This is a genomic window from Aureispira sp. CCB-QB1 (assembly GCF_000724545.1).
Classification (GTDB): domain Bacteria; phylum Bacteroidota; class Bacteroidia; order Chitinophagales; family Saprospiraceae; genus Aureispira.
This window is the reverse complement of record NZ_JHBV01000030.1, coordinates 92,408-115,752: the sequence shown is the minus strand read 5'-3', so window position 1 is coordinate 115,752 and position 23,345 is coordinate 92,408. Positions and strand designations below refer to the sequence as shown.

General features: G+C 35.2%; 17 protein-coding genes. 6 read left to right on the top strand and 11 right to left on the bottom strand.

What is annotated here, in order from left to right; genetic code table 11:
- Positions 1-118: 118 nt before the first annotated feature.
- The 5 genes from CG11_RS14990 to CG11_RS14970 all read right to left on the bottom strand — a co-directional run bounded on the left by CG11_RS14990 (position 119) and on the right by CG11_RS14970 (position 4,350).
- A complete protein-coding gene (locus CG11_RS14990) occupies positions 119-646 on the bottom strand; it encodes an RNA polymerase sigma factor (protein WP_052597597.1) in 528 nt (175 codons plus the stop codon).
- A gap of 361 nt (positions 647-1,007) precedes the next feature.
- Positions 1,008-1,535: an RNA polymerase sigma factor gene (locus CG11_RS14985; RefSeq protein ID WP_052597596.1), complete on the bottom strand. Its 528-nt coding sequence runs from the start codon at positions 1,533-1,535 to the stop codon at positions 1,008-1,010.
- A gap of 329 nt (positions 1,536-1,864) precedes the next feature.
- Positions 1,865-2,452 carry an RNA polymerase sigma factor gene (locus tag CG11_RS14980; protein ID WP_231512804.1) on the bottom strand — a complete coding sequence of 196 codons (588 nt, stop codon included), beginning with the start codon at positions 2,450-2,452 and terminating at the stop codon, positions 1,865-1,867.
- 290 nt (positions 2,453-2,742) lie between these two features.
- Positions 2,743-3,276 carry an RNA polymerase sigma factor gene (locus CG11_RS14975; protein WP_052597595.1) on the bottom strand — a complete coding sequence of 178 codons (534 nt, stop codon included), beginning with the start codon at positions 3,274-3,276 and terminating at the stop codon, positions 2,743-2,745.
- A 546-nt stretch (positions 3,277-3,822) separates the two neighbouring features.
- The gene (locus CG11_RS14970) at positions 3,823-4,350 is read right to left on the bottom strand and encodes an RNA polymerase sigma factor (protein ID WP_052597594.1); all 528 of its coding nucleotides are present in this window, start codon (positions 4,348-4,350) and stop codon (positions 3,823-3,825) included.
- A gap of 1,326 nt (positions 4,351-5,676) precedes the next feature.
- On the opposite strand from CG11_RS14970, the gene CG11_RS14965 reads away from it, so the two are divergent.
- Complete coding sequence (locus tag CG11_RS14965; RefSeq protein ID WP_052597593.1) at positions 5,677-8,367, top strand: T9SS type A sorting domain-containing protein; 2,691 nt, start codon at positions 5,677-5,679, stop codon at positions 8,365-8,367.
- Positions 8,368-8,462: 95 nt separating this feature from the next.
- Here the strand turns inward: CG11_RS14965 and CG11_RS14960 are convergent, their stop codons facing one another.
- Complete coding sequence (locus CG11_RS14960) at positions 8,463-10,106, bottom strand: T9SS type A sorting domain-containing protein (RefSeq protein WP_052597592.1); 1,644 nt, start codon at positions 10,104-10,106, stop codon at positions 8,463-8,465.
- 422 nt (positions 10,107-10,528) lie between these two features.
- On the opposite strand from CG11_RS14960, the gene CG11_RS14955 reads away from it, so the two are divergent.
- Together CG11_RS14955 and CG11_RS14950 are read left to right on the top strand one after the other, a co-directional pair.
- Complete coding sequence (locus CG11_RS14955) at positions 10,529-12,190, top strand: phospholipase D-like domain-containing protein (RefSeq protein WP_052597591.1); 1,662 nt, start codon at positions 10,529-10,531, stop codon at positions 12,188-12,190.
- 252 nt (positions 12,191-12,442) lie between these two features.
- On the top strand, positions 12,443-12,988 hold the full coding sequence (locus CG11_RS14950) for a hypothetical protein (RefSeq protein WP_156039787.1): 546 nt from the start codon (positions 12,443-12,445) through the stop codon (positions 12,986-12,988).
- A 69-nt stretch (positions 12,989-13,057) separates the two neighbouring features.
- On the opposite strand, the gene eno is transcribed toward CG11_RS14950, so the two are convergent.
- The 4 genes from eno to CG11_RS14930 all read right to left on the bottom strand — a co-directional run bounded on the left by eno (position 13,058) and on the right by CG11_RS14930 (position 16,768).
- Positions 13,058-14,350 (bottom strand): phosphopyruvate hydratase, encoded by a 1,293-nt coding sequence (gene eno / locus CG11_RS14945; protein WP_197043866.1) that lies wholly within the window; start codon positions 14,348-14,350, stop codon positions 13,058-13,060.
- A gap of 131 nt (positions 14,351-14,481) precedes the next feature.
- Positions 14,482-14,862: a Rid family detoxifying hydrolase gene (locus CG11_RS14940; protein ID WP_052597588.1), complete on the bottom strand. Its 381-nt coding sequence runs from the start codon at positions 14,860-14,862 to the stop codon at positions 14,482-14,484.
- Positions 14,863-15,021: 159 nt separating this feature from the next.
- Positions 15,022-15,960, bottom strand: a complete 939-nt coding sequence (locus tag CG11_RS14935; protein WP_081909565.1) for a pseudouridine synthase — start codon at positions 15,958-15,960, stop codon at positions 15,022-15,024.
- 265 nt (positions 15,961-16,225) lie between these two features.
- On the bottom strand, positions 16,226-16,768 hold the full coding sequence (locus CG11_RS14930; protein ID WP_052597587.1) for a phage holin family protein: 543 nt from the start codon (positions 16,766-16,768) through the stop codon (positions 16,226-16,228).
- A gap of 820 nt (positions 16,769-17,588) precedes the next feature.
- Here CG11_RS14930 and CG11_RS14925 point away from each other — a divergent pair.
- From CG11_RS14925 to CG11_RS14915, 3 genes are all read left to right on the top strand, one after another.
- Positions 17,589-19,283 (top strand): gliding motility-associated C-terminal domain-containing protein, encoded by a 1,695-nt coding sequence (locus tag CG11_RS14925; RefSeq protein ID WP_052597586.1) that lies wholly within the window; start codon positions 17,589-17,591, stop codon positions 19,281-19,283.
- Between the two features lie 116 nt (positions 19,284-19,399).
- Entirely contained in the window at positions 19,400-20,455 is a 1,056-nt protein-coding gene (locus tag CG11_RS14920) for a type IX secretion system membrane protein PorP/SprF (RefSeq protein WP_052597585.1), read from the top strand.
- A gap of 35 nt (positions 20,456-20,490) precedes the next feature.
- Positions 20,491-21,015: a hypothetical protein gene (locus tag CG11_RS14915; protein ID WP_052597584.1), complete on the top strand. Its 525-nt coding sequence runs from the start codon at positions 20,491-20,493 to the stop codon at positions 21,013-21,015.
- Between the two features lie 88 nt (positions 21,016-21,103).
- Here CG11_RS14915 and CG11_RS14910 read toward each other — a convergent pair whose 3' ends face one another.
- Complete coding sequence (locus CG11_RS14910) at positions 21,104-23,152, bottom strand: peptide-N-glycosidase F-related protein (protein WP_081909564.1); 2,049 nt, start codon at positions 23,150-23,152, stop codon at positions 21,104-21,106.
- Between the last annotated feature and the right edge of the window lie 193 nt (positions 23,153-23,345).

The window sequence follows — 23,345 nt, the reverse complement described above, 5'->3', positions numbered from 1 at the left end:
TTTGATCTAGTAATAGTTCGTTGAAAAGATTTATTAGTTTGATTATCAAAAAAATAAAAATGTGATTTTTATTTTTTTGGTAAAAAGTAAAAAATAAACGAACTACTAATCTAAATTACTAAGCGGTTCTTCCTAAAACGCTTTTGTAATTTCTAAGAACAGCACTCTTTAACTCTTTACGAGCAAAGAAAATACGACTTTTGATAGTTCCCAAAGGCAAATTTAATTGCTCCGCAATCTCTTGGTATTTGTAACCATAGTAGTGCATCATAAAAGGAACACGAATGTTGTCTTCTAATTTGTTCACCAGTCCTTGTAACTCGTTCATCATAATAGAAGAATCAGCATCATTGACAATGGTAGGTCCTCCAGAATTAAGGTAAAAATTATTGTCTGTGGAATCTAAAATTGTATTGCGCTTCATTTTTTTGCGATAGTTGTTGATAAAGATATTGCGCATCATCGTAAATAACCATGCCTTGAGGTTGGTTCCTACTCGAAACTTATCTTTATTAACCAAAGCCCTATATGCCGTCTCTTGATAAAGATCTTTAGATTCCTCTCTATTTCTAGTTAGCTTAAATGCAAAATTGCTTAATGCATTTTCTAAAATAGAGATTTCTTTTGCGAAATTGATCGTTGACATAATATAGTATTTTTTGTTTTTGAGTAAAATAACTCTCCGTTTGTTTAAACAAAGATAGGGTAAAAATAAACAAAAAGCAAATTTTGTTTAATGTTTTTGTGTTTAAGTGTAAACAATAAATGCTTTTTTACTCTCTATTTTTGGTTTTAGTTTGTTGATTATTAGTTAATTGGGCTTGTTTGATTGTTTTATATGGAATTGTTTTTTTTTTATTTGTTTAATGTTGAAGTGTTCCACAAAAAACACAAAAAAAAGGAGCAGTGTTTATAGTGTAGAGCTAGTTTGGTATGGTTTAAAATAGAAAAAGCAGCTTCAACAATTTGTTGAAGCTGCTCCTATATAAACTGTTTGATTAAAATTACTAAGCAGTTCTTCCTAACGTGCCTTTGTAATTTTTAAGAACAGCATTCTTTAGCTCTTGACGAGCAAAGAAAATACGACTTTTGATAGTTCCCAAAGGCAAATCCAATTGCTCGGCAATTTCCTGGTATTTGTAGCCATAGTAATGCATCATAAAGGGAACACGGATGTTGTCTTCTAATTTGTTCACCAGTTCTTGCAGCTCGCGCATCATAATAGAAGAATCAGCATCATTAACAATGATAGGTCCTCCAGAATTAAGATAAAAGTTATTATCTGTAGAATCTAAAATTGTATTGCGCTTCATTTTTTTACGATAGTTGTTGATAAAGATATTGCGCATCATCGTAAATAACCACGCTTTTAGGTTAGTTCCTACTCGAAATTTCTTTTGATTGACTAATGCCCTATATGCTGTCTCTTGATATAGGTCCTTAGAATCTTCTCTATTTTTAGTTAACTTAAATGCAAAATTACTCAATGCACCTTCTAGATTCGAAATTTCTCTGCTAAAATTGATTGTTGACATAACATGTATTTTTTTGAGTGTTAACTAATGTGATTTCCGTTTGTTGTTAATACAAAGCTATAGAAAAGTTCCACAAAAATCAAGTTTTGTGGAACTTTTTTGTGAAACATGTTAAACGGTAACTTTTGTTAAAACATGTTAAATGTTTTGATTGTTAGTTTGTTAGGTGCTGTGTGGGCTTTTTTTAGGGGGAAGCAATTTTTTTTGTTTAACGTTTTTGTTTAACAAAAAATGAGATGAAAAAACTAGAACAAAAAGGTGGATAAAAAACAAAAAAGGCTATTCCAAACATCGTTGAAATAGCCTGCATTTTTAATTCTAATGATTATTTAAAATTGGAACATTTTATAGTTGTTTTTGACAGCATTCCTTAACTCTTTGCGAGCAAAATGAATGCGACTTTTGATGGTTCCCAATGGAACATCTAATTGCTCCGCAATCTCTTGGTATTTGTATCCATAATGATGCATCATAAATGGAACTCTAGTTTTGTCATCTAACTTGTTGACCAATTCTTGTAGTTCGTTCATCATAATAGAAGAGTTTGCATCATTAAGAATGGTAGGTCCTCCAGAATTCAAATAAAATTGGTTATCGGTAGAATCTAAAATAGTATTGCGTTTTATCTTCTTGCGGTAATTATTAATAAAAATATTGCGCATCATCGTAAATAACCATGCTTTTAGGTTCGTACCTACCTGAAACTTGCTTTGATTAACCAAGGCTCTATAAGTAGTTTCTTGGCACAAGTCTTTGGAATCTTCTTTATTTTGAGTCAATTTATAGGCAAAATTGCTTAAGGCGCTATCTAGATTTGAAATCTCTCTGCTAAAATTTATTGTTGACATAATGTATTCTTTGACTATATAAAAATAGGTTGTTTCGTTTGTTGGAATAAAGGTAATGTACCATTTCACGAAAAGCAAGTTTTTAGCAAAAATAGATTTATCAACAATTAATGTCTATACATCTATTTATGTTTTAAAGGTTTGTTTTTTAGGTTTTTATGATGAAGTTTTAAGCATGGTTAAATAAAAGTTAAACAAAAATAGAGCTTTGAAATAGGCGTTTTTGGGGAGCTTTTGAGCTTAAGTCTAATATAGTTTTGCTGAAGGAGAGGAAGGTTATAAACACAACTGGCTGCCTCAATATGAGACAGCCAGTTGTTCCAATTATAGACAAATTTACATTTTTAGGGAGCAGGAGATTAAGCAGTTCTAGTTCTATTTAAAACTTCTTTGTAATTCTTTAAGATAGCATCTTTTAATTCTTGACGCGCAAAAAAGATACGGCTTTTAACAGTGCCTAAAGGAACATCTAATTGCTCGGCAATTTCTTGGTATTTGTATCCATAGTAATACATCAAGAAAGGAACTCGGATATGATCTTCCAATTTGTCCATTAAATTTTGTAGCTCTTTCATCATAATAGATGAATCGGCATCATTCACAATAGCAGGACCGCTAGAGTTGAGGTGAAAACGGTCGTCGGTAGAGTCTAGAATTGTATTTCTTTTTACTTTCTTTCGATAGTTATTGATAAAAATATTTCGCATCATCGTAAATAACCAGGCTTTTAGATTTGTGCCTACACGAAATTTATTTTGATTGGTCAACGCTCGATAAGCCGTTTCTTGATATAAATCTTTGGCATCATCCTTATTTTTGGTCAACTTATATGCGAATTTACTAAGAGCTTCTTCTAACTTAGAAAGTTCCTCGTTAAAATCGATAGTAGTCATAATTGTAAGTTTTGCTTTAATTGGCGGATTAATTTTTGTGTTTAAATAAAGATACTTTAAAGTTAAACAAAAAACAAATTTTGCAGAAGCTAATATTTAAACATATTTCTAATGCATATAGGCAAAGGTGTTCTGTGAAGATAGAGCGCCATTTAAGATTCAATAGATTGAACTAAAACAGCTTGATTCACAATAAACAACAAGCAGGAATTACTTTGAATCAAGGAGTATAGAAACCCAAACTAGATACTAGTTTTTCGACAGTGTTTTTATAATTTTTTAAAATGGTAATGGTTAACAAGATAACTAACTACTACTATTAAGTACTTATGTTTATTTGGATTGAGTATACCAATATAATTTGGATTTGATAAGAAGAACAAAAGATTAAAAATAAGGTTCCCATAAATAGTTTTTTTTATAAAAAAAGCGCTTTCAACATTTGTTGAAAACGCTATTATATTTATCGGTTATTCGCTTGATTTTCGCTTGTTACGACGTAGTTTAAGCAAACTAATACTTGTATTAAAGTGTTTTTATTCTCAATTAAGCCGTTCTGCTCAAAACGTTTTTGTAGTTAGATAAGACAGCCCCTTTTAGTTCCTTGCGAGCAAAGAAAATGCGACTTTTTATTGTACCCAAAGGTAGATCTAATTGTTCAGCAATCTCTTGATATTTGTAACCATAATAATGCATCATAAAAGGAATGCGAGTACTATCATGTAGCTCATCGACCAACTCTTCTAATTCATCCATCATCATAGAAGAATGAGCACCATTTAAGATGGCTGGTCCACCAGAGTTCAAGAAAAATTGATTGTCAGTAGAATCAAGGATAGTATTTCTTTTGATCTTTTTTCGATAGTTATTGATAAAGATATTACGCATCATTGTAAATAACCATGCTTTAAGATTAGTTCCTACTCGAAATTTATCTTGATTAACTAAAGCTCTATATGCCGTTTCTTGATAAAGATCTTTTGAGTCTTCTCTATTTCTGGTAAGTTTAAATGCAAAATTATTTAATACACCTTCTAGATTAGAGATTTCTTGTGTGAAATTGATCGCTGACATAATGTATTATTTTTTTGTTCTGAGTAATATCACCCTTTGTTTGTTGAAACAAATATAACTCAAAGTTAAACAGAAAACAAGTTTTGTGTAAAGTAATTTGCAAAAAACTTAAACAAAATTAAATGTAGGTACAATTATTTTTGCTTTAAAGTGTTGGTTTTTATTTAGTTATGTTGTGTTTAATTTTTTAGTTAAAAAGTTAAACAAAAATAAGGATTAAGTCTTGTTGAACCGTTTTGTTGAAGAATTTGGGAGTTTTTTGCCTGATAATTCGAGAGGAAAATGAGCGAGAAAGTTTGTTTGAACTATTAAATGAATCGAATCAATTTATTTTTTAAGTAATTCTTAACGTATCGTTTTAAACTATTTGGCATATCAATTGCGTTTATAACAGTAACGAACAAACATAACCAACTTTCGATGAGTATTTACCAAACTTACGAAAATCAAATAGCTCAGAGCAACCTACTCTGGGCTATTTTCTATTATTATATAAAGGGATTGAAAAACGTAAATTTAAACAACGTCATTGAGTTGAGGATGACGGGATTTGGTGTTGAATATAGTTTAACCAGCACAAGAATTTAGAGGCAGTTATTTCATAGTTTGCTCAAACTAAAAAACTGGGATGCAAGCTCACGCATAACAGGGGGGACTGTCAAGCCTATTTGTTTCAATTTTTCTTTTAGCCTAATGTTTCAGACAAGCCATTTGCAATAAAATTTAGTCGTTGACAATTTTCTTTCCAGCACTTTAATTATCAAATTTTTTAGACAAAGTTGTAGCAATTATAAGTGAAATTAGGGCTGAGAAAATGTTTTAAAATAAAGAAAAATTAATAGGAGGATACTTGACGTGAAACAAGCATATAGTCAAGCATTGAGGCATTTCTGAGACTTAAATTTAGGACTTCAAAATAGAAAATAGAACCAGTTTTAGAGGAAAAAAATAATATAATTTTTCGCTAAAAATGATAATTGAAATCATCTTTTATTTGTTTTTTCATTTATGAACTTTTGGATAAATATTTAAAAAAAAATAACGTTTTGATTGTCTATGAAATTGTTTTTAATTAATTGATAATCATTTGTTATTGTATTTGTTTTAATCTATGTTGAAGCTGTTTTGTATTCTTTTCTTATTAAGTTTTTTTATACATTTGAATAGCTGAAAAGAAGCTTAGCAATTACTAAGAAAAAATAAATAAATTTATATCTTTGCTGGCACATTTTTGAAAAATGACACGTTATTAGAGTGTCATTATCAATATGATATATTTAATCGCACTTTTAAAACAAAATTTAGAACCTTTTAAAGTAATCGTTTATGTTTAAATCAACTTCAAAGTTTTTGCAATTAATCTGTTGCTTAGGAACTCTACTGTTCTTTTCTTCAGAAGCTAGTGCCTCTCACTCCATGGGACTAGACCTTACTTATCGTTGCGTGGGTAACAATCAATATGAAATTAATTTGACTTTTTATCGAGACTGTAATGGTATTGGAGTACCTCAAACAACGAATGTCAACTGGGCCGCTGTTTGTGGTTCTGGATCGGTGAGATTGTCTCAAGTTAGCATGCAAGAAATTACACCGTCTTGTCCAGGTATTGTTGGAACAGCTTGTAATGGAGGCAATGGTGTTTATGGAATTGAAGAGTATAAATTTCAAGGAATCCTTACTCTGCCTGCAGGGTGTAGTAATGTGACTTTGAGCTACTCTAATTGCTGTAGAAACAATGCCATTACAACATTGAATTCACCAAGTGGTGAGCGTATTTATGTGGAAACAGAAATCGTAGACCCTGCTTTGTGCAACAACTCACCTATATTTACAAATGACCCAGTGCCTTTTGGCTGTGTTGGTCAACCTGTTTTTTACAATCATGGAGCGTCAGATGCTGATGGAGATGATTTAGTCTATTCATTAGTGGATTGCATGGACGATTCTAGTACGACAGTTGGTTATGCTGCTGGATATAGTGCAACAGCTCCATTAAGTACTACTAATGGCGTAACGATTGATCCTGCTACTGGAGCTATTTCATTTACACCAGATGTTGCTCAAGTTGGTGTTTTCTGTGTGTCTGTAAAGGAATATAGAAATGGTGTTTTTATTGGAGAAATTATCCGCGATATTCAATTTACAGCTGTTCCTTGTTCTAATAATGTTCCTACATTAAGTGGAATTAACAATACAACTGACTTTTCGACAACAGCTACTGTTGGAACTCAATTGTGTTTTGATGTATTTTCAACTGATCCAGATAGAGGACAGACAACATCTTTATCTTGGAATAATGGCATTGCTGGAGCTATTTTTACAACAGGAGGAACGCCTCATGCTACAGGAACATTCTGTTGGACGCCATCTTCAAGCGATGTAGGCATACATACTTTTACAGTGACTGTATCCGATGATTATTGCCCGATAGTAGGTCAAAATATATACACTTTTACAATTTCTGTTCAAGATAACTCTGTTCCTTGTGATAGTATTGATGTTAATATTGTATCAACCAATGATGTTACATGTTCTAGTAATGATGGTGGTGCTGTATTGGTTGCAAGTAATGGTGTTGCTCCTTATAACTATCAATTGGTAAATTGGACAACAGGTGAATTTTTCTCCAATACAACAGGTATTTTTAATACGTTAACACCAGGATCTTATAGTGTGTGGGTAGAAGATGCAAATGGTTGTACTCCTGCTTGTTCTGGACATACGTTTGTTATTGGAGGAAATGTAGTGCCTTTATCTGCAACGGCAGCAGGTCAAGATGTGCCTTGTCCATCTAATTCTACTAATGTAATGGACTCTACTAATAGTGGAGGTTCTGTTACTGTAACAGCAACAGGAGGTACCGCACCCTATTTATATTCTATAGATGGTGTTAATTTCCAAAGCTCAGGTGTTTTTGCCAATCTAGGTGTCGGGACATATAATACTATTGTAATGGACGCAAATGGTTGTAGTGCTACGGCTACGGCAACTGTTGGCGAACCAGATCCTATCAATATTGGAGTGGTTTCAGTAACACCAGCAACTTGTGGCTTAGCAAATGGTAGTATTACAATTTCTGCAACAGGTGGTGATGGAAATTACTTATACTATATCAATGGTCAATCACAAAGTAGTCCAACATTTACCAACTTAGCAGCAGGTACGTATACCTTCAGCGTTTGTGATATGAACTATTGTTTATACGATACAACTATTGTTATTCCTGGCGTTCCTGGTTTCACAGCAACAACAACTACTACTAGTCCTTCTTGTGAAGGTGATTGTAACGGAACAGCTACTGTAGCTATCAGTGGAGATAGTTCTAACACTTACACTGTAGTATGGAACAATGGTCAAATAGGTCTTTCTATTGCTAATCTTTGCGCTGGTGTATATACGGCTACCATTACAGATGCTAATGGCTGTGAAGTAACCGTAACGGCAACTGTTAGTGATCCTGATCCAGTTAGTGTTAATTTAGTTGCTAGTTCTGATGAAACTTGTGCAGGAAACGATGGTACTGCTGTTTTGAATATAACAGGAGGAACACTTCCTTATGTTATCGATTTAGCTAACTTTACAACAGCAACGACTTTGTCTAATGCAACAGGTGTCTTTACAAACTTAAATGCAGGTCAGCATGTTGTCAATGTAACAGATGCGAATGGTTGTAGTGTAAACTGTGCAGAGAACTTTGTTTTGGAAGGATGTGGATCAGGAGTAGATGGTCGTGCCCCTGTATCGTTAGGAACAGCTACTGGTTTAGGTCCAATCTTGTCTGTAAATCCAAACCCTGCTTCTTCTTTGGTTCAAGTGCGTTATCAAACATCGGCAACAGCTGTTAATATTGCTATCTTGGATGCAAATGGTAAGTCTGTTTATAGCCAAGAACAAAGCAAAGGTAGTGGAAGTCTTGAAATTATGATCAACAATTGGTCAAACAGTACTTATTTTGTAGTGATGACTGATAATAGTGGAAAGCTAATCAAAACGGAGAAATTAGTAATCTCTAAATAATAATTGTTTTTAGTAACTAAAAGAGGCGTTCAGAAATTTCCGAACGCCTCTTTTGCTTTTTAAACAGCACTTCGTGCTCTAATTTCAGTTGGTTTTTAAGGACTAACTAATTCTAATACTTGAGTCGTAGACTTGGTTTCTATCCGAACAAAGTAAATAGAGGAAGCTTGTTGCGGGAGCTGAATGGGAGTGTGATAAACTCCTGCGGGTTGGTTTTTAAATATTTTTTTGTGCAGTTCTTGTCCTAAAAGATCGTAAACACTAATGATAACATCGGTAGACTGAGTTAGAGTATACTCTAAAGTGCTTTGGAGTTGAACAGCGGGATTGGGATAGAGGTTAATAGTTGCGATATCAGAGTTGTTGGATATTTGATGGATAGAGACGGTTGTGTCCATACTAAATCGACCCAAAAATACATCGTATCCTTCTTGACTTATTAAAGTATCGTTGACAAAGATAGAGGTGTCTTGATAACTTCCTACGATGTATACTGTAGTCGGATCATGAACGATTAAATCAAAACAGAAGTCGTTGTAGTAATGTCCTAACGTTTGCCCCCATTTGTAATTTGAGTTCTCATCTATTTTGATAACAAATATATCTGTGGGGCGATTTAAGTGACGATTGGTTAAAGAATCCCCACCTATCACCAACAAACTATCGACCGTTCCCAAGAGATAGATATTATCATCTGAATCAAAGTCAACGGCATACACTCGTTCATCAAATGTCCCAGCCAATGGGAATGCCCATGTTAAGTCTCCGTTGGGTGAAAATTTTACAGCAAATCCATCTTCTTCTTTTGCACCATTTAAGATAAACGTATCAATTTGCATAGAGCGATCATACCAGCCAACAAGGACAGGGTTTTGCTTACTGTCAATGTTAACATAATACCCTTCGTCTACACTAGGACCACCCATTACCTTGATCCACAAGAATTGCCCTGTAGCGTCGTATTTTGCTAAAAAAGCATCGTAGCTTCCAAATCCATAAACCGTAGTAGCGCTATTGGGGTATAAGGCGTCTCTAAAGGCTCCAGCAACATAGATATTATTGCTACTATCAATAGCAATAGATCGACCATACTCAATTCCCGGCCCACTCAATGTTTTTAACCAAACAGGATTACCTTGTTGATCAATGGATACAATAAATATATCCCTTAAGTTGTTTGCTGTCAGACTAAAAGCACCTATCGTTAAATTATTTTCATAATATCCCGTAACGATAAGTTGCCCATTGTTAGATATAGAAACATCGTAGGCGCTTTCTTGTCCCCATCCTGTTAAGCTAGTTGCCCATTGAAAATTTCCAGAACTGTCTATTTTTGCAATCAAAACATCTAGTTCGTCAAAACTAACCAAACTATCATTATTATATCGGAAAGTACCTCTAAACTCTCCAACAATATAGATTTCATTATCGTTGCCAATAGTAATACTATTAATGCGATCAATGCTATTGCCAGCGAGTTGTTTTAACCACAGAAGTTGCCCTTGTTCATTGTATTTAGAAATAAAGCCTTTTTCGATTCCAGCACTACTTAACGAACCAAATGAAGCGCCTTGAAAAAAGCCAACGGTATAAATGTCACCACAAGGAGACTGTGCCATATTGCTATTTTGCTCAAAGGCATCTCCTGGAATAGAGGTGACCCAATCTGTCGTTAGAGCTTGCCCGTAGTTGTAACTGGCTAAAAGAGAGAAGAATAAGAAAAGGAAAGATGTTTTCATGATTATTTTTTTAGATAAAATACTTGTCCTATATAACGATTCAAAATTACTTGATGTAACTTTAAGTAGATAATATTTCTATTGTTTTGTCAATCAACGAATTATGGTTTTGTTGCGTTTTGTGTTAAGGTTTTGATTATCAAGCTAATATTAAATGTGCTTTTTTGTCTTTTTGCTAACTAAGCTTGCGCTCTCACGAGCGCAGCGAGCTAAAAAAGTAAACAACTAAGCGATAGTAATCTCATGACAGCAGGGAACTAGCCTTGCGCTCTCATGAGCGTAGCGAATAATAATCAACGACCACGAAGTAGCAGCGTAGCTAACTACTAACAAAAATAATACAAATATTACGTGTTTCAGCTTCCTAAAGCATGAACTTGGTAGGTAATTGATACTTTAACAATTAATTTGAACAGAACAAAATGAAACAATTTTTACTTTTAATTTTTGCACTTCCCAATTTATTACTGGCTCAAAAACAAATTAATCATATCCAACAGAAGCAAATTACACAAAATAGTTTTCAGCTTTGTTGGGAAAGTAGTTGGGCAGGAAAAGCTGCTGTGCAATACGGTTTAACTCCTAATTTGGAGATAGGCGTACAAGAGGCATCCCCAACCAAGAATGCATCTAATTATCAAGTTACACTACACCATCTTCAGGCAGCTACTTTTTATTATGTTCGACCATTTGTAACCAATGGAACCGATACAATTTGGGGAGCAACAGGATACTACAGTACACAGTCTAATTCTACAGGAGTGATTCATGTAATGTTTAATCAAGGTATTGACCCTTTGTACTCCAATGGTTCGATTCCTTACATTAATTCAGGAGGAAGTAATATTGAAAATGAAATTATTAGTAGGATTAATCAGGCGACAACTAGTATTGATATTGCTGTCTATAATAATACAAGAAGTGCCATTGTAACAGCATTAAATAATGCACAAAGCAACGGGGTGCAAGTTCGTTATATTGCCAATAGTGGAGCAATTACTAGCAATGCTGCTTTGAATAATTCTACCCTTGCATTTCCTGTTTTTTATGCCAATACAGCCGATTTGATGCACAATAAATTTATGGTTATAGATGCCCATAGTGTTAACAATTCTTGGGTTTGGACTGGATCCTGTAATTGGACGTATACAGATATGTATACCAATTATAATAATTCTGTTTTGATTCAAGACCAAGCATTGGCGCAAGCCTATATCTTAGAATTTGAAGAAATGTGGGGGAGTAATACCGCAAGTTACAACGCTAGTAATTCAAAAGTTGGTGCTCAAAAATTGAATAACACGCCTCATACATTTAATATTGGTGGTCGGTTAGTGGAGGCTTACTTTTCACCTTCTGACAATACAACCAACGAAATTGAATCCAGTCTTTATTCTGCGGATAATGACATTGAATTTTGCTTGTTATCATATACAAGAAATGAACTGGGAACAGCTATTCGCAACGAACATCAATCAGGAACTTTGGAACATGGTATTATGGAAAATATCAACGATCCTGGTTCAGAATATAATTGGTTGACGGGGCAAGGGGTTAACTTATTGGCGGATAACCATAGCACGATGTTGCACCACAAATATGCAGTTGTCGATGCAGGTAATATAAATTCTGACCCTTTGGTTATTACAGGTTCTCACAATTGGACAACAGCTGCGGAGGAACGTAACGATGAGAATACTTTAATTATTCATGATGCGGATATTGCTAATTTGTATTTACAAGAATTTACTGCTCGTTGGTGTGAGGTTAAGAACAATGTCAATTGTAGCTTGCCATTTTCTGTTTTCTCAAATACGAAGCGTGTGGAAAGAGTAGAAGAGGCAATTCAGATTTATCCAAATCCAACTACAGGCAGCATAAGCATTGAAATTGAGGAGGGGACAGATGAGCGAGTTGAGGCAAAGTTGTATAGTCCAACAGGACAGTTGTTGCAACGTGCTATCTTAGGAAACCAATATGGAACTTATTTTTGGGAAATAGATGTTGATAAGAATGGAATTTATTTCCTGTCGATTCAAAGTAAAACAAAGATTTGGAAAAAATCTATTCACGTGATTCGATGATTTGGTGTTATTGGAATTGATTTAGATTGCGAAACAGTCGGTAAAGGAATGTTAATGGTAACCGCTTCTAGAACAGCGATAGATTATGAGTAGTGTTTAGATCAATGAAACTAACTTTAGTTGCTACTCTGTTATTTTTATTGTATTTATTCTTGAGATATGTTGTTTGGTTTTAGTAGCAAAGCTTGAGATTCAAGATAAAGGCGAGCTTAATTAAATTAATTGATGTTTTATGAAGCAATGAGTAAAAGAATGAATAAAGGATTATTTAAAGAAAATAGATGGATATGGATTGGAGTGTCATTGTTTATTAGTTGCTTATTGCTTGGATGCGAAGTAAGGGAAGAAGAACATAAAATCATAAAACAAGACGACTTTTTTATGACTACTTCTAGGGTAGAATGCGTAGCATATGAAAAGCAAAATAGAACAACTCTTCCTAAAGACTGTTTACTATTAAAAACCGAAGTTGTTTTTCATAATGAATCTAAGGATACTATAAAATTAAGGAGTATGTCTTGTTCATATGATGCTGAATTCATGGTTTCAACAACAGATATTTCTATTCAGCCTTTTATTTGCTTTGCCAATTTTCCAATTACGATTTTAATTCCACCTCAACAGCAAGTTGTCCGAGGATTGAATTTAATTTGGGCAAATCCCACAGATAATGAAACAGTGTTTTCTCTAGCTTATATTCCTCATAAATCCTTAAATACTCAAAATATATTAGATACATTATGGACCAATACTCAAATATTAAATTGGGAAATAATTCAAGAAAAGTGTTTGCAATAAAATAAAAAACGGGGTGCTACATTTTTATGCGGCACCCCATCTTTATATAAAGAATACAAGATTCCCAAATTATCTTAAAAACTTGAAAATTGAACGACCAGGATAGTAAGCAGAATCTCCTAACTCCTCTTCGATGCGGAGTAGTTGATTGTATTTAGCAATTCTATCAGAGCGAGAAGCCGATCCTGTTTTGATCTGTCCTGTATTTAAGGCAACAGCCAAATCAGCTATCGTTGTATCTTCTGTTTCTCCAGAACGATGACTCATGACGCTAGTATATGCGGATTTATGTGCCATGTTTACTGCCTGAATGGTTTCTGTAATACTTCCAATTTGATTCACTTTGATCAAAATAGAATTAGCTGTATTTTCTTCAATACCTCTAGCCAAGCGTTCTGTATTGGTTACAAATAAATCGTCTCCGACAATTTGCACTTTGTTTCCTAGTTTTTCAGTCATCAATTTCCAGCCCTCCCAATCATCTTCGTCTAGACCATCTTCAATAGAAACAATTGGATATTTGCTGCACCATTCTTCCCAAAAAGCAACCATTTCACCCGAAGTCAACTTACGGCCATCTGATTTATGGAAGTGATATACTTTTTCTTCTGCATTATAAAACTCAGAAGCAGCTGCATCCAAAGCAATCAAGACATCTTCTCCTGCTTTGTAACCTGCATTTTCGATAGCAACTAAAATAGTTTCGATGGCTTCTTCGTTAGAGCCCAAATTTGGAGCGAAACCACCTTCATCTCCTACGTTGGTAGAGTGGTTCTTACTTTTTAGTACTTTCTTTAAGTGATGGAAAATTTCTGTCCCCATACGCAATGCCTCGTGAAACGTATCTGCTCCAACAGGCATAACCATAAATTCTTGAATGTCAATAGAATTATCTGCATGAGAACCTCCGTTTAAAATATTCATCATTGGAACAGGTAAGGTAGTTGCACCAACACCTCCAATATAACGGTACAAAGGCAATCCAGCCTCTTGAGCTCCTGCTTTGGCTACGGCCATAGAAATAGCTAAGATAGCATTTGCTCCTAATTTTTCTTTATTATGAGTACCATCCAAATCCAACATGATTTGGTCAATAATACCTTGGTCCAAAACACTGTGACCAATAAGTTCAGGAGCAATGTGTTCCATTACATTGATGCAAGCGTCAATGACGCCTTTTCCTAAGTAACGATCTTGATTTCCATCTCTAAGTTCTACAGCTTCATATTTTCCTGTAGATGCTCCAGAAGGAACAATCGCACGACCCATAATTCCACTAGAGGTATATACTTCTACTTCTACAGTAGGATTTCCTCTTGAGTCTAAAACTTCTCTTGCAAAAATATCTTCAATAATCATGATTGATAAATGACTTGAAAAAGTGAATAGTTAGTTGTCTAAATCACGGGCAAAGATAGAAGATTTTTGACAAACCTACCTAGTCTACTGCTTATAATACCAATTGAAGGGCAAAATATAATTTGATTAAGTTCCTAAACGGTTGCGATACAAGAGATCTCTACGTTGACATATTTTGGCAAATTAGAGACTTCTACGGCTTCTCGTGCGGGAGCTGTATCGTCATTAAAATAGCGAGAATAGACTTCGTTAATGGCAGCATAATTGCCCATATCCGTCATAAAAATAGTGCACTTAATTACATTCTCGAAAGTTGTATTAGCTTCAGCCAATACGCCTGCAAGATTTTGCATGACACGTTCGGTTTCTGATTTTATGCCCCCAGATTCCAATTCTCCAGTTTCTGGATTAATGGCAATTTGACCAGAAACATACAAAATTCCATTGGCAACAACAGCTTGGTTGTAGGGACCTACAGGAGCAGGCGCATTTTTAGTTTGGATGATTTGTTTCATAATATATGTTTTTTTAGTAGTGTTATTCGAATTAGCATTACTCTGCTTAAGAAACGTATTGTTTGTCTATTAGTAAAATGTGCTTTTGTTGATCTTGCTGCTAGAAAGCTGATAATTAAACTAAAAAAGCAACAGAGTATTAAATTGGATGACAAGAGCCTAAGCAAGATGTTTTAAGATGATGACTTCTTTTTTTGTCAAAAATCGACATTTGCCAACAGGAATATTCTTTTTGGTTAATGAAGCATAACGAACTCGGTCAAGTTTTACAACTTCGTATCCTAAGTGTTCAAAAATTCGGCGAACAATACGATTTCGACCAATATGGACTTCTATCCCAATGGTTTTGTTATTTTCTCCATATTCAATAGCATCGACAGGCGCAGGACCATCGTCTAATTGCAAGGTGTTGCGAATTTTTTCCAAGTCATCAGGATGTAGCGCTTTATCCAGTTTGGCTTTGTATACTTTTGAAACCCCAAAACTTGGATGAGATAATTTTTGAGCAAAGGCTCCGTCATTGGTTAACAAAAGTAGCCCCGTAGTGTTTCGATCCAAACGACCAACAGGATAAATACGCTCTTGAGTTAAATCTGAAACAAAATCCAAAACAGTTTTTCTACCATTTTCATCTTGCAGAGTTGTAATGACATTTTTAGGCTTGTTAAGCAAGATATAGACGTGATTTCTAGTAGGCTGGATGACCTTGTCTTCAAATTTTACCACATCATCTTTTTGAACTTTGTACCCCATTTCTTTTATCACAAGGTCATTGACCGTCACCAAGCCTTGTTTGATGTACTCACTAGCTTTTCTTCGAGAGCAAATGCCAGCATGTGCAATGTATTTATTGAGGCGCATATTTTCCTCAACAGGTGCTTCGTGTGTCTTTGGAGAAGCCTCTTTTTTTGAGAATTTATTTCCTTTGCCTTTGGGTGTAAACTTCTTCTTTACTGTTTTAGGAGGAGTTCGTTTTTTCTTGGAAGGTTTTTCTTCTGCATCGGCATAATAAGATGGCTCATCAAAATTATAATCAGTAGGCTTTTTTTTGTAAAACTTGCTGAAAGGTTTGTCTTCTTTATTTGGCTTACGCTTCATGTCTAATTGATTGATTGCCCAATTCTTAATGATATGAGCAAATGTTTTGATTGTCGTTAGCGATTGGGAAACTACTTTATTGTTGCAACCTTATGTGTCAACAATGTATATACTAGTATGAATACCAATATTATTTCTCAAATCTAGCTTAAAAATACAAAGTTAAGGAACTTCACGTCATGCTAACTAATGTTGCATCGAAATTTTTTGAGAGAGGCAAAAATAATCGATCCTATTGCAATACACATAAATGATTTATCCTATTTTATAGCTCCTTTTGAGGCGGCGGTGGGGGCGTACTCGTTTTCACAGGAGAAAGGTCATCGTCAGGATTAATGGGGGCATTGATAGAAAGAGGAGCTTTGTTTTTATCATTAAATGGAGGCGCATCAATATCTTCATTGGGGTGGGGATCTTCAGGCATTTCTTCCTCTTCTACCCCCAAACTTGTTCGCAATGATTTAGACATAATATTAAACACAGGCGTAATGATATATTTTTCTTGATGTTTGATGATATAAGCAGCTGCCCCAATTAAAACAAGAGCAATGAGTAAAAAACTTAAAGTATATGCAAAAGAAGCCATGAAAAAAGAAAGCAACCATCCTAATAACAAAGCAACGGCTATAGAAAGGAACATTGCAGAAATAATGGCAAGACTCCATACCGCAACCAAACCAGCTAGTGAGCCAAGACCTCTCGCCAAATCTAAAGCAATTTGACCACGATAATCTTCAAACTTATCGTCTAGATAATCTGTTAAGGACTCTTTTACGCGGTCGGTAATACTTTTTTTGCTGCCAAACATTGATTTATTAGTTTTCAATAGTTCGTTGAAAAACTTTATTAGTTTGATAATCAATAAGTTGCAGATCTACTGCATTTTGTGTTAAAATATTGATTATCAAACTAATATAAATGTGCTTTTTTGTCTTTTTGGTAAAAAAGTAAAAAATCAACGAACTACTAAGTTTTATAAGAAATGTCTTTTTAGGAGTTCTCAAATATAGCCTATTCCTTCTTGTGTATGCACGAGGTCATCATTTTTTATGAGAAACGATTAAGCTAAAATACAATAAGTCAAACTAAATTTAAAATAAAAGAGAAAGACGGTTTTGAAAATGATTCATTATATTGTTGAATGCTTGATCAATAGTTCGTTGAAAAACTTTATTAGTTTGATAATCAGTAAGTTGTTCCTTTGTTGTGTTTTGTGTTAAAAATTTGATTATCAGGCTAATATAAATGTGCTTTTTTGTCTTTTTGGTAAAAAAGTAAAAAACTAAGCTTGCGCCCTCATGAGCGTAGCGAACTAATCAACGAACTACTACTTGATGCCTCCAAGTGAAATTATGATAAAATTAGTCAATAATTTTTTCTAGATAGCAGATCTGAACATTTAGATAAACAGTTTTTAGATGAATTAGTTTACAAAATTGATTTAGAGGTAGATGAAGTCATAAAGATCGGTGATTTTCTAAAAAACGAGTTTAGAATCTATGCTTAAAATATAGAAAAAAAATAGTACATTTATGAGTTAATGTCTACCTAGTAGACCATCTATGAGCAACAAGTTTGGATTCCAACCTAATACTATAATATTGCCAATAAATCGAAGGTGAATAAAGATGAAAAAAAGCATTTTAATAACATTGTTAATATTGAGTGGCGGCTATAAAAGTATGGCTCAAACACCAATGTTGAGCAATCAAGGCGCATTAATTTCAGTGCAAAATAACGCTGTTGTCTCTGTACAAGGCAAGGTTCAAAACGATCGGAATGGAACATTTCATAACAGTAATGAAATTTATGTTTCTGGAGATTGGGAGAACAATGCCAATAATGAAGCTTTTGTGAGTAATGGGGAGGGAATCGTTCATTTAAATGGAAATAATCAAACGATACAAGGAAATTCGATTACTCGATTTTACGATTTGCGTTTGGAGAATATAGGAGTTAAATATGCCACCATAGATGTTTATGTAGATGGTTTTTTGAGGTTAAATGACAGAGAGTTTGATGTTGATACGAATACAGCGCATGTATTTAATACCGACTTGGTGGCTGTGGAACATCAGCAAGGGGGCAATGGCTGGGGTTTTGTTTCTAGCTTAGAAAATGGAGGCTTGTTGAGGCATATGGATAGGTCTAGTGTGTACTTTTATCCTGTTGGTTCCAAGTTAGGTACAGCTCGTTTTCGTCCAGTTAATATTAGACCAACGAGTAATAATGCTGTAGCATTTAAAGTACGCATGGCAAATGTAGACCCAAGTTCTGAAGGCTGGGATCGAAATTTTAGGAGTAGGCAAGTCTGTGAAATTAACCCTAATTTTTATCATAGAATAAGTCGAACAGGTGGAGCAACAGATGCTTTTGTAGAGTTTTTATTTGATGCTACACAGGACGGATCTTTTCAAGATATTGCCAGATGGACGAACACAGCGATTTGGGCAGCTGCCTCTACGGGAATATCAGGTACCAATACGACGTATAATTTAGATACTAGAACCAGTAGTCAACCTATTGCTAATTTCTCACCGAATCCATTTGCTTTAGCGCGTCTAAGCCCAGAGGTAACGGCGGCTGTTGCACCCAATCCTATTTGCTCGAATGATACAACAATCATTACTGCCAGTTCTAGTGCTACTGCTTTTACAAATTATGATTTTTATGTAGATTCTTTTTTGGTGCAATCAGGACCTTTTGATCGTTATGCCTTGACAGATGCAAGAGTAGGAGAAGTGCCTATTTGGGTAGTAGGAAGCCTTGCTGATTGTGGGGATATTAGTGATACAACCGTTTTAACCGTTTATCAAGGCGTGGTGGCAAATGCCTATTCAGATACAATTATTGTAGCAGGAACAAGTGCCAATTTATTGGCAACAGGAGGCGATTTTTATAATTGGTTGCCTGATACTGCCCTAAGTTGTAACATTTGTGCTGCAACGGCAGCTAGCCCTGTTGAAACAACGACCTATTGGGTAGAAGTAGAAAATATGGATGGGTGTAAAGATACGGCAAGTGTTGTGGTGGATGTTCGGGAGGATGTTAATCAAATTGTATTTATACCAAATGTACTGACTCCAAATAATGATGGTTTTAACGATACTTGGTTTATTAAGAATATTGAGTTTTTTCCTAAGAATGGGGTGAAAATTGTCAATCGTTGGGGGGATATTGTCTTTCAAACAAACAATTATCAAAATGATTGGGATGGTCGTTACAGTGGAGGACAGTTGCCTGCGGGTACCTATTATTATATTCTCGATGTTGGAGGTGAGTGGGGCATTCTGAAAGGAGATGTAACTATTATTAGGGAGTAAGTAGTTTTAGAAGTCTTATTTTCAGTTTTTTAGGCTGAAAGAGAGTGTTGTCATGTAATCAGTAGGTTACAACGTAATTTAATATGATTTCCTAGCGGACTAATGATATAATCAAAATGAAAAAAATCTACAATCTTATATTAGGCTTTATTATATTAACAAGCGGTACTAGTTGGGGACAACAAATGCCATTGTTGAGCGAATACATGCACAGCCCTGCATTGATTAACCCTGCAATGGTGGGCTGGGAAGATTTGACAGCGATCACAGCTACTTATCGGCATCAGTGGACGGGAATGAAAAACAATCCCATTACTTTTGCACTCAATTTTAGGCATTTTGATGAAAAGCGCAACATGGCATTTGGAGGAGGTTTAACGCACGACCAGACAGGACCAACTTCATTTACAGGTTTGAATATTCAATACGCTTATCACTTGAAATTTGGTTCCGAGAAAAAGAAAGAAGAAAAACGCCACCGTTTATCTATAGGGCTTTCTTTAGCGGCAAATCAATATCGATTGGACGGCTCCAAACTGCAATATAATGATGCCAATGATCCTCTAATTGTAGGCAATAGCGATTTTAAAATACTACCAGATGCAGGTTTAGGGTTGTTTTATTATAATGATTTGTATTATGTTGGTTTTTCTGTGCCTCAAATGATCTCGATGAATGTAAAGTTTGATAGTGATAATGCTTTGTCAAACATTCAACGGATTGCTCATTTTTATTTGAATGCAGGAGTCAAAATTGAGTTAAGATCCCCAAAAGATGGCTTGAGCAAACGTTCTTTAAAAGAAAAATCTAAACATTTGCTAATTCCATCGATTTGGTTTCGGTATGCTCCATCAAGCCCCATTAATATGAATTTGCACTTACGTTATGTTTGGCATCAAATGTTAGGCATAGGTTTTGGAGGGTCTACGGATGGGACGATTTCTTTTGATGTGAATGTCCATGTTAAAAAACGCTTTAGAATTGGCTACGCCTTTAGTTTGCCCGTTAATGGTCTGACCAGTCAATTAGGAACCAATCATGAAATTATGTTAACATATGTGTTTGGTAGCAACGGCAATGGATGGACTTTTGAAGCAGCAGAACAGCAAATCAACTTAAAGAAAAAAGATAAGAAAACGTCTAAGGATAACAAAAAACAAGGAACCTTATAACGAAGGATTCGATTCGAGACAACAAACAACACGGTATGGAGCATTATTGGTGGAGTAAGTGGATGCTCATTCTATTTTTGACCATTAGCTTTGGCGCTTGTAAAGGCATTTTATCAAAAAGAAAAATGGAAGAGCAATTAAAAAATTTGGAGCGATTTACGTATGAATTCACAGATTCTTCTGTTCCTCCACCTTTTCATCGTAGTTATACCATCGATGCCAATAAGGATTCTATTCGCTTGACAGTGGATAGTTATGGAGATACATTGGCACAGAAAGAATATCCAATGCCTGAAAATGGGTTTGAGAGGATAGGAGTAGCTTTGCTGAAACATAAGATAAATCGACGTTTGAAAGAAAAGCAAAGCAAGGGATGTACGGGGGGGACAACAGAATCAATTTCTTGGTCTGCAAAGAACGAAGCAAACGCTTTTGATGCTTTTGTTTATCATTGTGGAAGCAAAGACTATGGAACTTTGGTAGGAGATGTAGATAGTTTTTTAGTAGACATCCAGTTTCTGACACCAGACTTGGAGGAGGTCATTCAGACTACTCGATAGAATCTATGTGAATAGATGTAATGTGTGTAAAAAAAAGCCTGTTTTTCGATATAAAGAAAAACAGGCTTTTTTGAAATAGAAGATGGTGTTACTTAGCAATGATGAATTTCTCTACACGCTTGGTTCCCAAAGAACCTTCTACCTCAAAGAGGTAAACTCCAGAAGGTTGATCTTCTAAGTTCAACTCTAACGTTGAATGAGTTGTGTTTTGAACTCGTTGTTGATGTACTAAACCCCCCATCATATTATAGACACGACAAGTGTAGTCTTGCGCTTCTGGGCTACCAATTTCTACGGTACAAACTCCCGTAGTTGGATTGGGATATAAAGCATGTGTTAGCTCTGTTAAGGTTGGAATGACTTCTTTCCCTGTAATCAAACTACAAGCACTTTGAATGCTATCAGTACTTGTCCATACAAAATTATAATCAATAGAATTACCAAAGTCAATAGCAAAATTCTTTAAGGTGATAAAGGTAAAGATAGGACTAAGAATACGAACATGACCACTTCCTTGTGCTGTGTTTGCCCACCAACCTAAGCCATCGCCTCCGCCATCGTTGACCGTTAGATTATAACATCCATCAGACAAGAAAATACTATCTTTATAAACCGTATTAGGAGCCATAGAACCTTGAATACGCTCGAAAATGATGTTACCATCTTTGTCTTTTACAGCATAACTAGTTTCATTGGCGTAGTTGTTCGTTTGAACACTTAACAACAAAAATGGCAATGTATGAATGTCTGGAACATCATAGGTTGATTTTAACGTATTATCTTGTGGGAATTCATCGGCTACGCCATTTACACTCACAATGGTTGCAGTAAAGGTAGGGTCGTTGGGATTTGCACCTTGCCATTGTAAGGTCGGTAGCTCAATGTTTGTTTCTTCTAAAAATGGAAGATTACCTGTCCATGTATAACGGCAAGTGCCAGCACCGTTTAAGCCATACTCAATGACCAAAGTAGTGATTGGTGCGGCTCCCAAGTTTTTAACTTTTACAACAGGGTTGCCACAAAATGGATTTTTGCGCAAATGTTCTTCATGCTTGCTTGGAGCAATAATATCTATTAAAGAAGCATCGTTGGTATAGTTGTTATTACCATAAAAAACAACATGTGCATTGACCGTATAAGAAGGTGCTTGATTGCCCGACCATGTATAGCTTTGCATATCAAAGTCAATTGTATTGGCAGCACCTGCATTAAAATTCGTCCATTCAAATTCGTGAATATCTCCCTTGGAGCCAGGACACCAACCCGCACGATCGTAAATCCATGTTCCGCCTTGTGGATAAATTGGGTTAGAGCCACAGTCATCTTTCCAAATCATGGCGCTATTAAGTGGGGCACCGTTGGTCTTGACGGTGTATTGTCGTGGACAAAATTCGGCACAATTGACGTTATTATCAAAGCCATGCCCTGTAATTGTTGAAAAAATTCTAGCTCCCGTAGCATTGGCAGGAACATTGACGGTTTTTGGGGTGAAATAAGTCGATTCAAAATCGTTGAAAGTAGAATAACCTTTGGAACCTTTGTACAAGTTGTGAATGCTTAAAATGTCTCTAGGTGGGGTACCTTCTATAAAATCAAATCGGAGGGTGACACTAAAACCACTGCTCCATCCACTATAATGAGCACGAATATCACAAGTGTCTTTTAATAAGTGCACATAGTCTGTTACATCAAAAGTATACCGATGAGACCATGAATTGTTAAAACCATTGCTACCATTGTCCATGTAGGTCCCGTAAGGTGTAATGACTCGTCCTAATTCCATGTTTTCGATCACTTCATATACATTCCATGTTGTGTCTACTACTAAAGGATTGGTAGAAACGGTATCCAAATTAGTTACGGTAGAGTCAAGTGTTCCTGTCGGTCTTCTAAACCATATTTGTGTGGTATAATCCCAATCGCTACAACCCCCAGAAGCACAACCTAATGTATAGGTCATGATTACTTTTCGATAAGTTGTACTACCATCTGGAAACACTCCTTGTTGGTCATAATTGCCGAACCAAGTCATGTCTACAGCATTATGTACCAATACGGTAGTGGTATCTCCAGGCGCTGCATAGCTCGAAATGCTACAATATAGCATACTAAGTAGAAGTGTTGTATAAAGTCTCATGTTGAAAGAAAGTAGTTTTGAAGTGTTAATTTAAAATATAAATTTTCGGTCGGGGGCATGCGGAGAAAATACGAAAGGGATTAGGATTAACCAATTATTTAACTATAAAGTTAGTGTTAACTTTATAACTGGATGTACAATCCAAAATAGAAGAACACAAATTTTTTGTATAGAAAGAAAAAAACTTTGCTCC

Bases quoted from the DNA above. Each gene is read 5' to 3' on its own strand.
- CG11_RS14990 (WP_052597597.1), bottom strand. From the start codon at position 646: ATGTCAACGATCAATTTCGCAAAAGAAATCTCTATTTTAGAAAATGCA.
- CG11_RS14985 (WP_052597596.1), bottom strand. From the start codon at position 1,535: ATGTCAACAATCAATTTTAGCAGAGAAATTTCGAATCTAGAAGGTGCA.
- CG11_RS14975 (WP_052597595.1), bottom strand. From the start codon at position 3,276: ATGACTACTATCGATTTTAACGAGGAACTTTCTAAGTTAGAAGAAGCT.
- CG11_RS14970 (WP_052597594.1), bottom strand. From the start codon at position 4,350: ATGTCAGCGATCAATTTCACACAAGAAATCTCTAATCTAGAAGGTGTA.
- CG11_RS14965 (WP_052597593.1), top strand. From the start codon at position 5,677: ATGTTTAAATCAACTTCAAAGTTTTTGCAATTAATCTGTTGCTTAGGA.
- CG11_RS14960 (WP_052597592.1), bottom strand. From the start codon at position 10,106: ATGAAAACATCTTTCCTTTTCTTATTCTTCTCTCTTTTAGCCAGTTAC.
- CG11_RS14955 (WP_052597591.1), top strand. From the start codon at position 10,529: ATGAAACAATTTTTACTTTTAATTTTTGCACTTCCCAATTTATTACTG.
- CG11_RS14950 (WP_156039787.1), top strand. From the start codon at position 12,443: ATGAATAAAGGATTATTTAAAGAAAATAGATGGATATGGATTGGAGTG.
- CG11_RS14940 (WP_052597588.1), bottom strand. From the start codon at position 14,862: ATGAAACAAATCATCCAAACTAAAAATGCGCCTGCTCCTGTAGGTCCC.
- CG11_RS14935 (WP_081909565.1), bottom strand. From the start codon at position 15,960: ATGAAGCGTAAGCCAAATAAAGAAGACAAACCTTTCAGCAAGTTTTAC.
- CG11_RS14930 (WP_052597587.1), bottom strand. From the start codon at position 16,768: ATGTTTGGCAGCAAAAAAAGTATTACCGACCGCGTAAAAGAGTCCTTA.
- CG11_RS14925 (WP_052597586.1), top strand. From the start codon at position 17,589: ATGAAAAAAAGCATTTTAATAACATTGTTAATATTGAGTGGCGGCTAT.
- CG11_RS14920 (WP_052597585.1), top strand. From the start codon at position 19,400: ATGAAAAAAATCTACAATCTTATATTAGGCTTTATTATATTAACAAGC.
- CG11_RS14915 (WP_052597584.1), top strand. From the start codon at position 20,491: ATGGAGCATTATTGGTGGAGTAAGTGGATGCTCATTCTATTTTTGACC.
- CG11_RS14910 (WP_081909564.1), bottom strand. From the start codon at position 23,152: ATGAGACTTTATACAACACTTCTACTTAGTATGCTATATTGTAGCATT.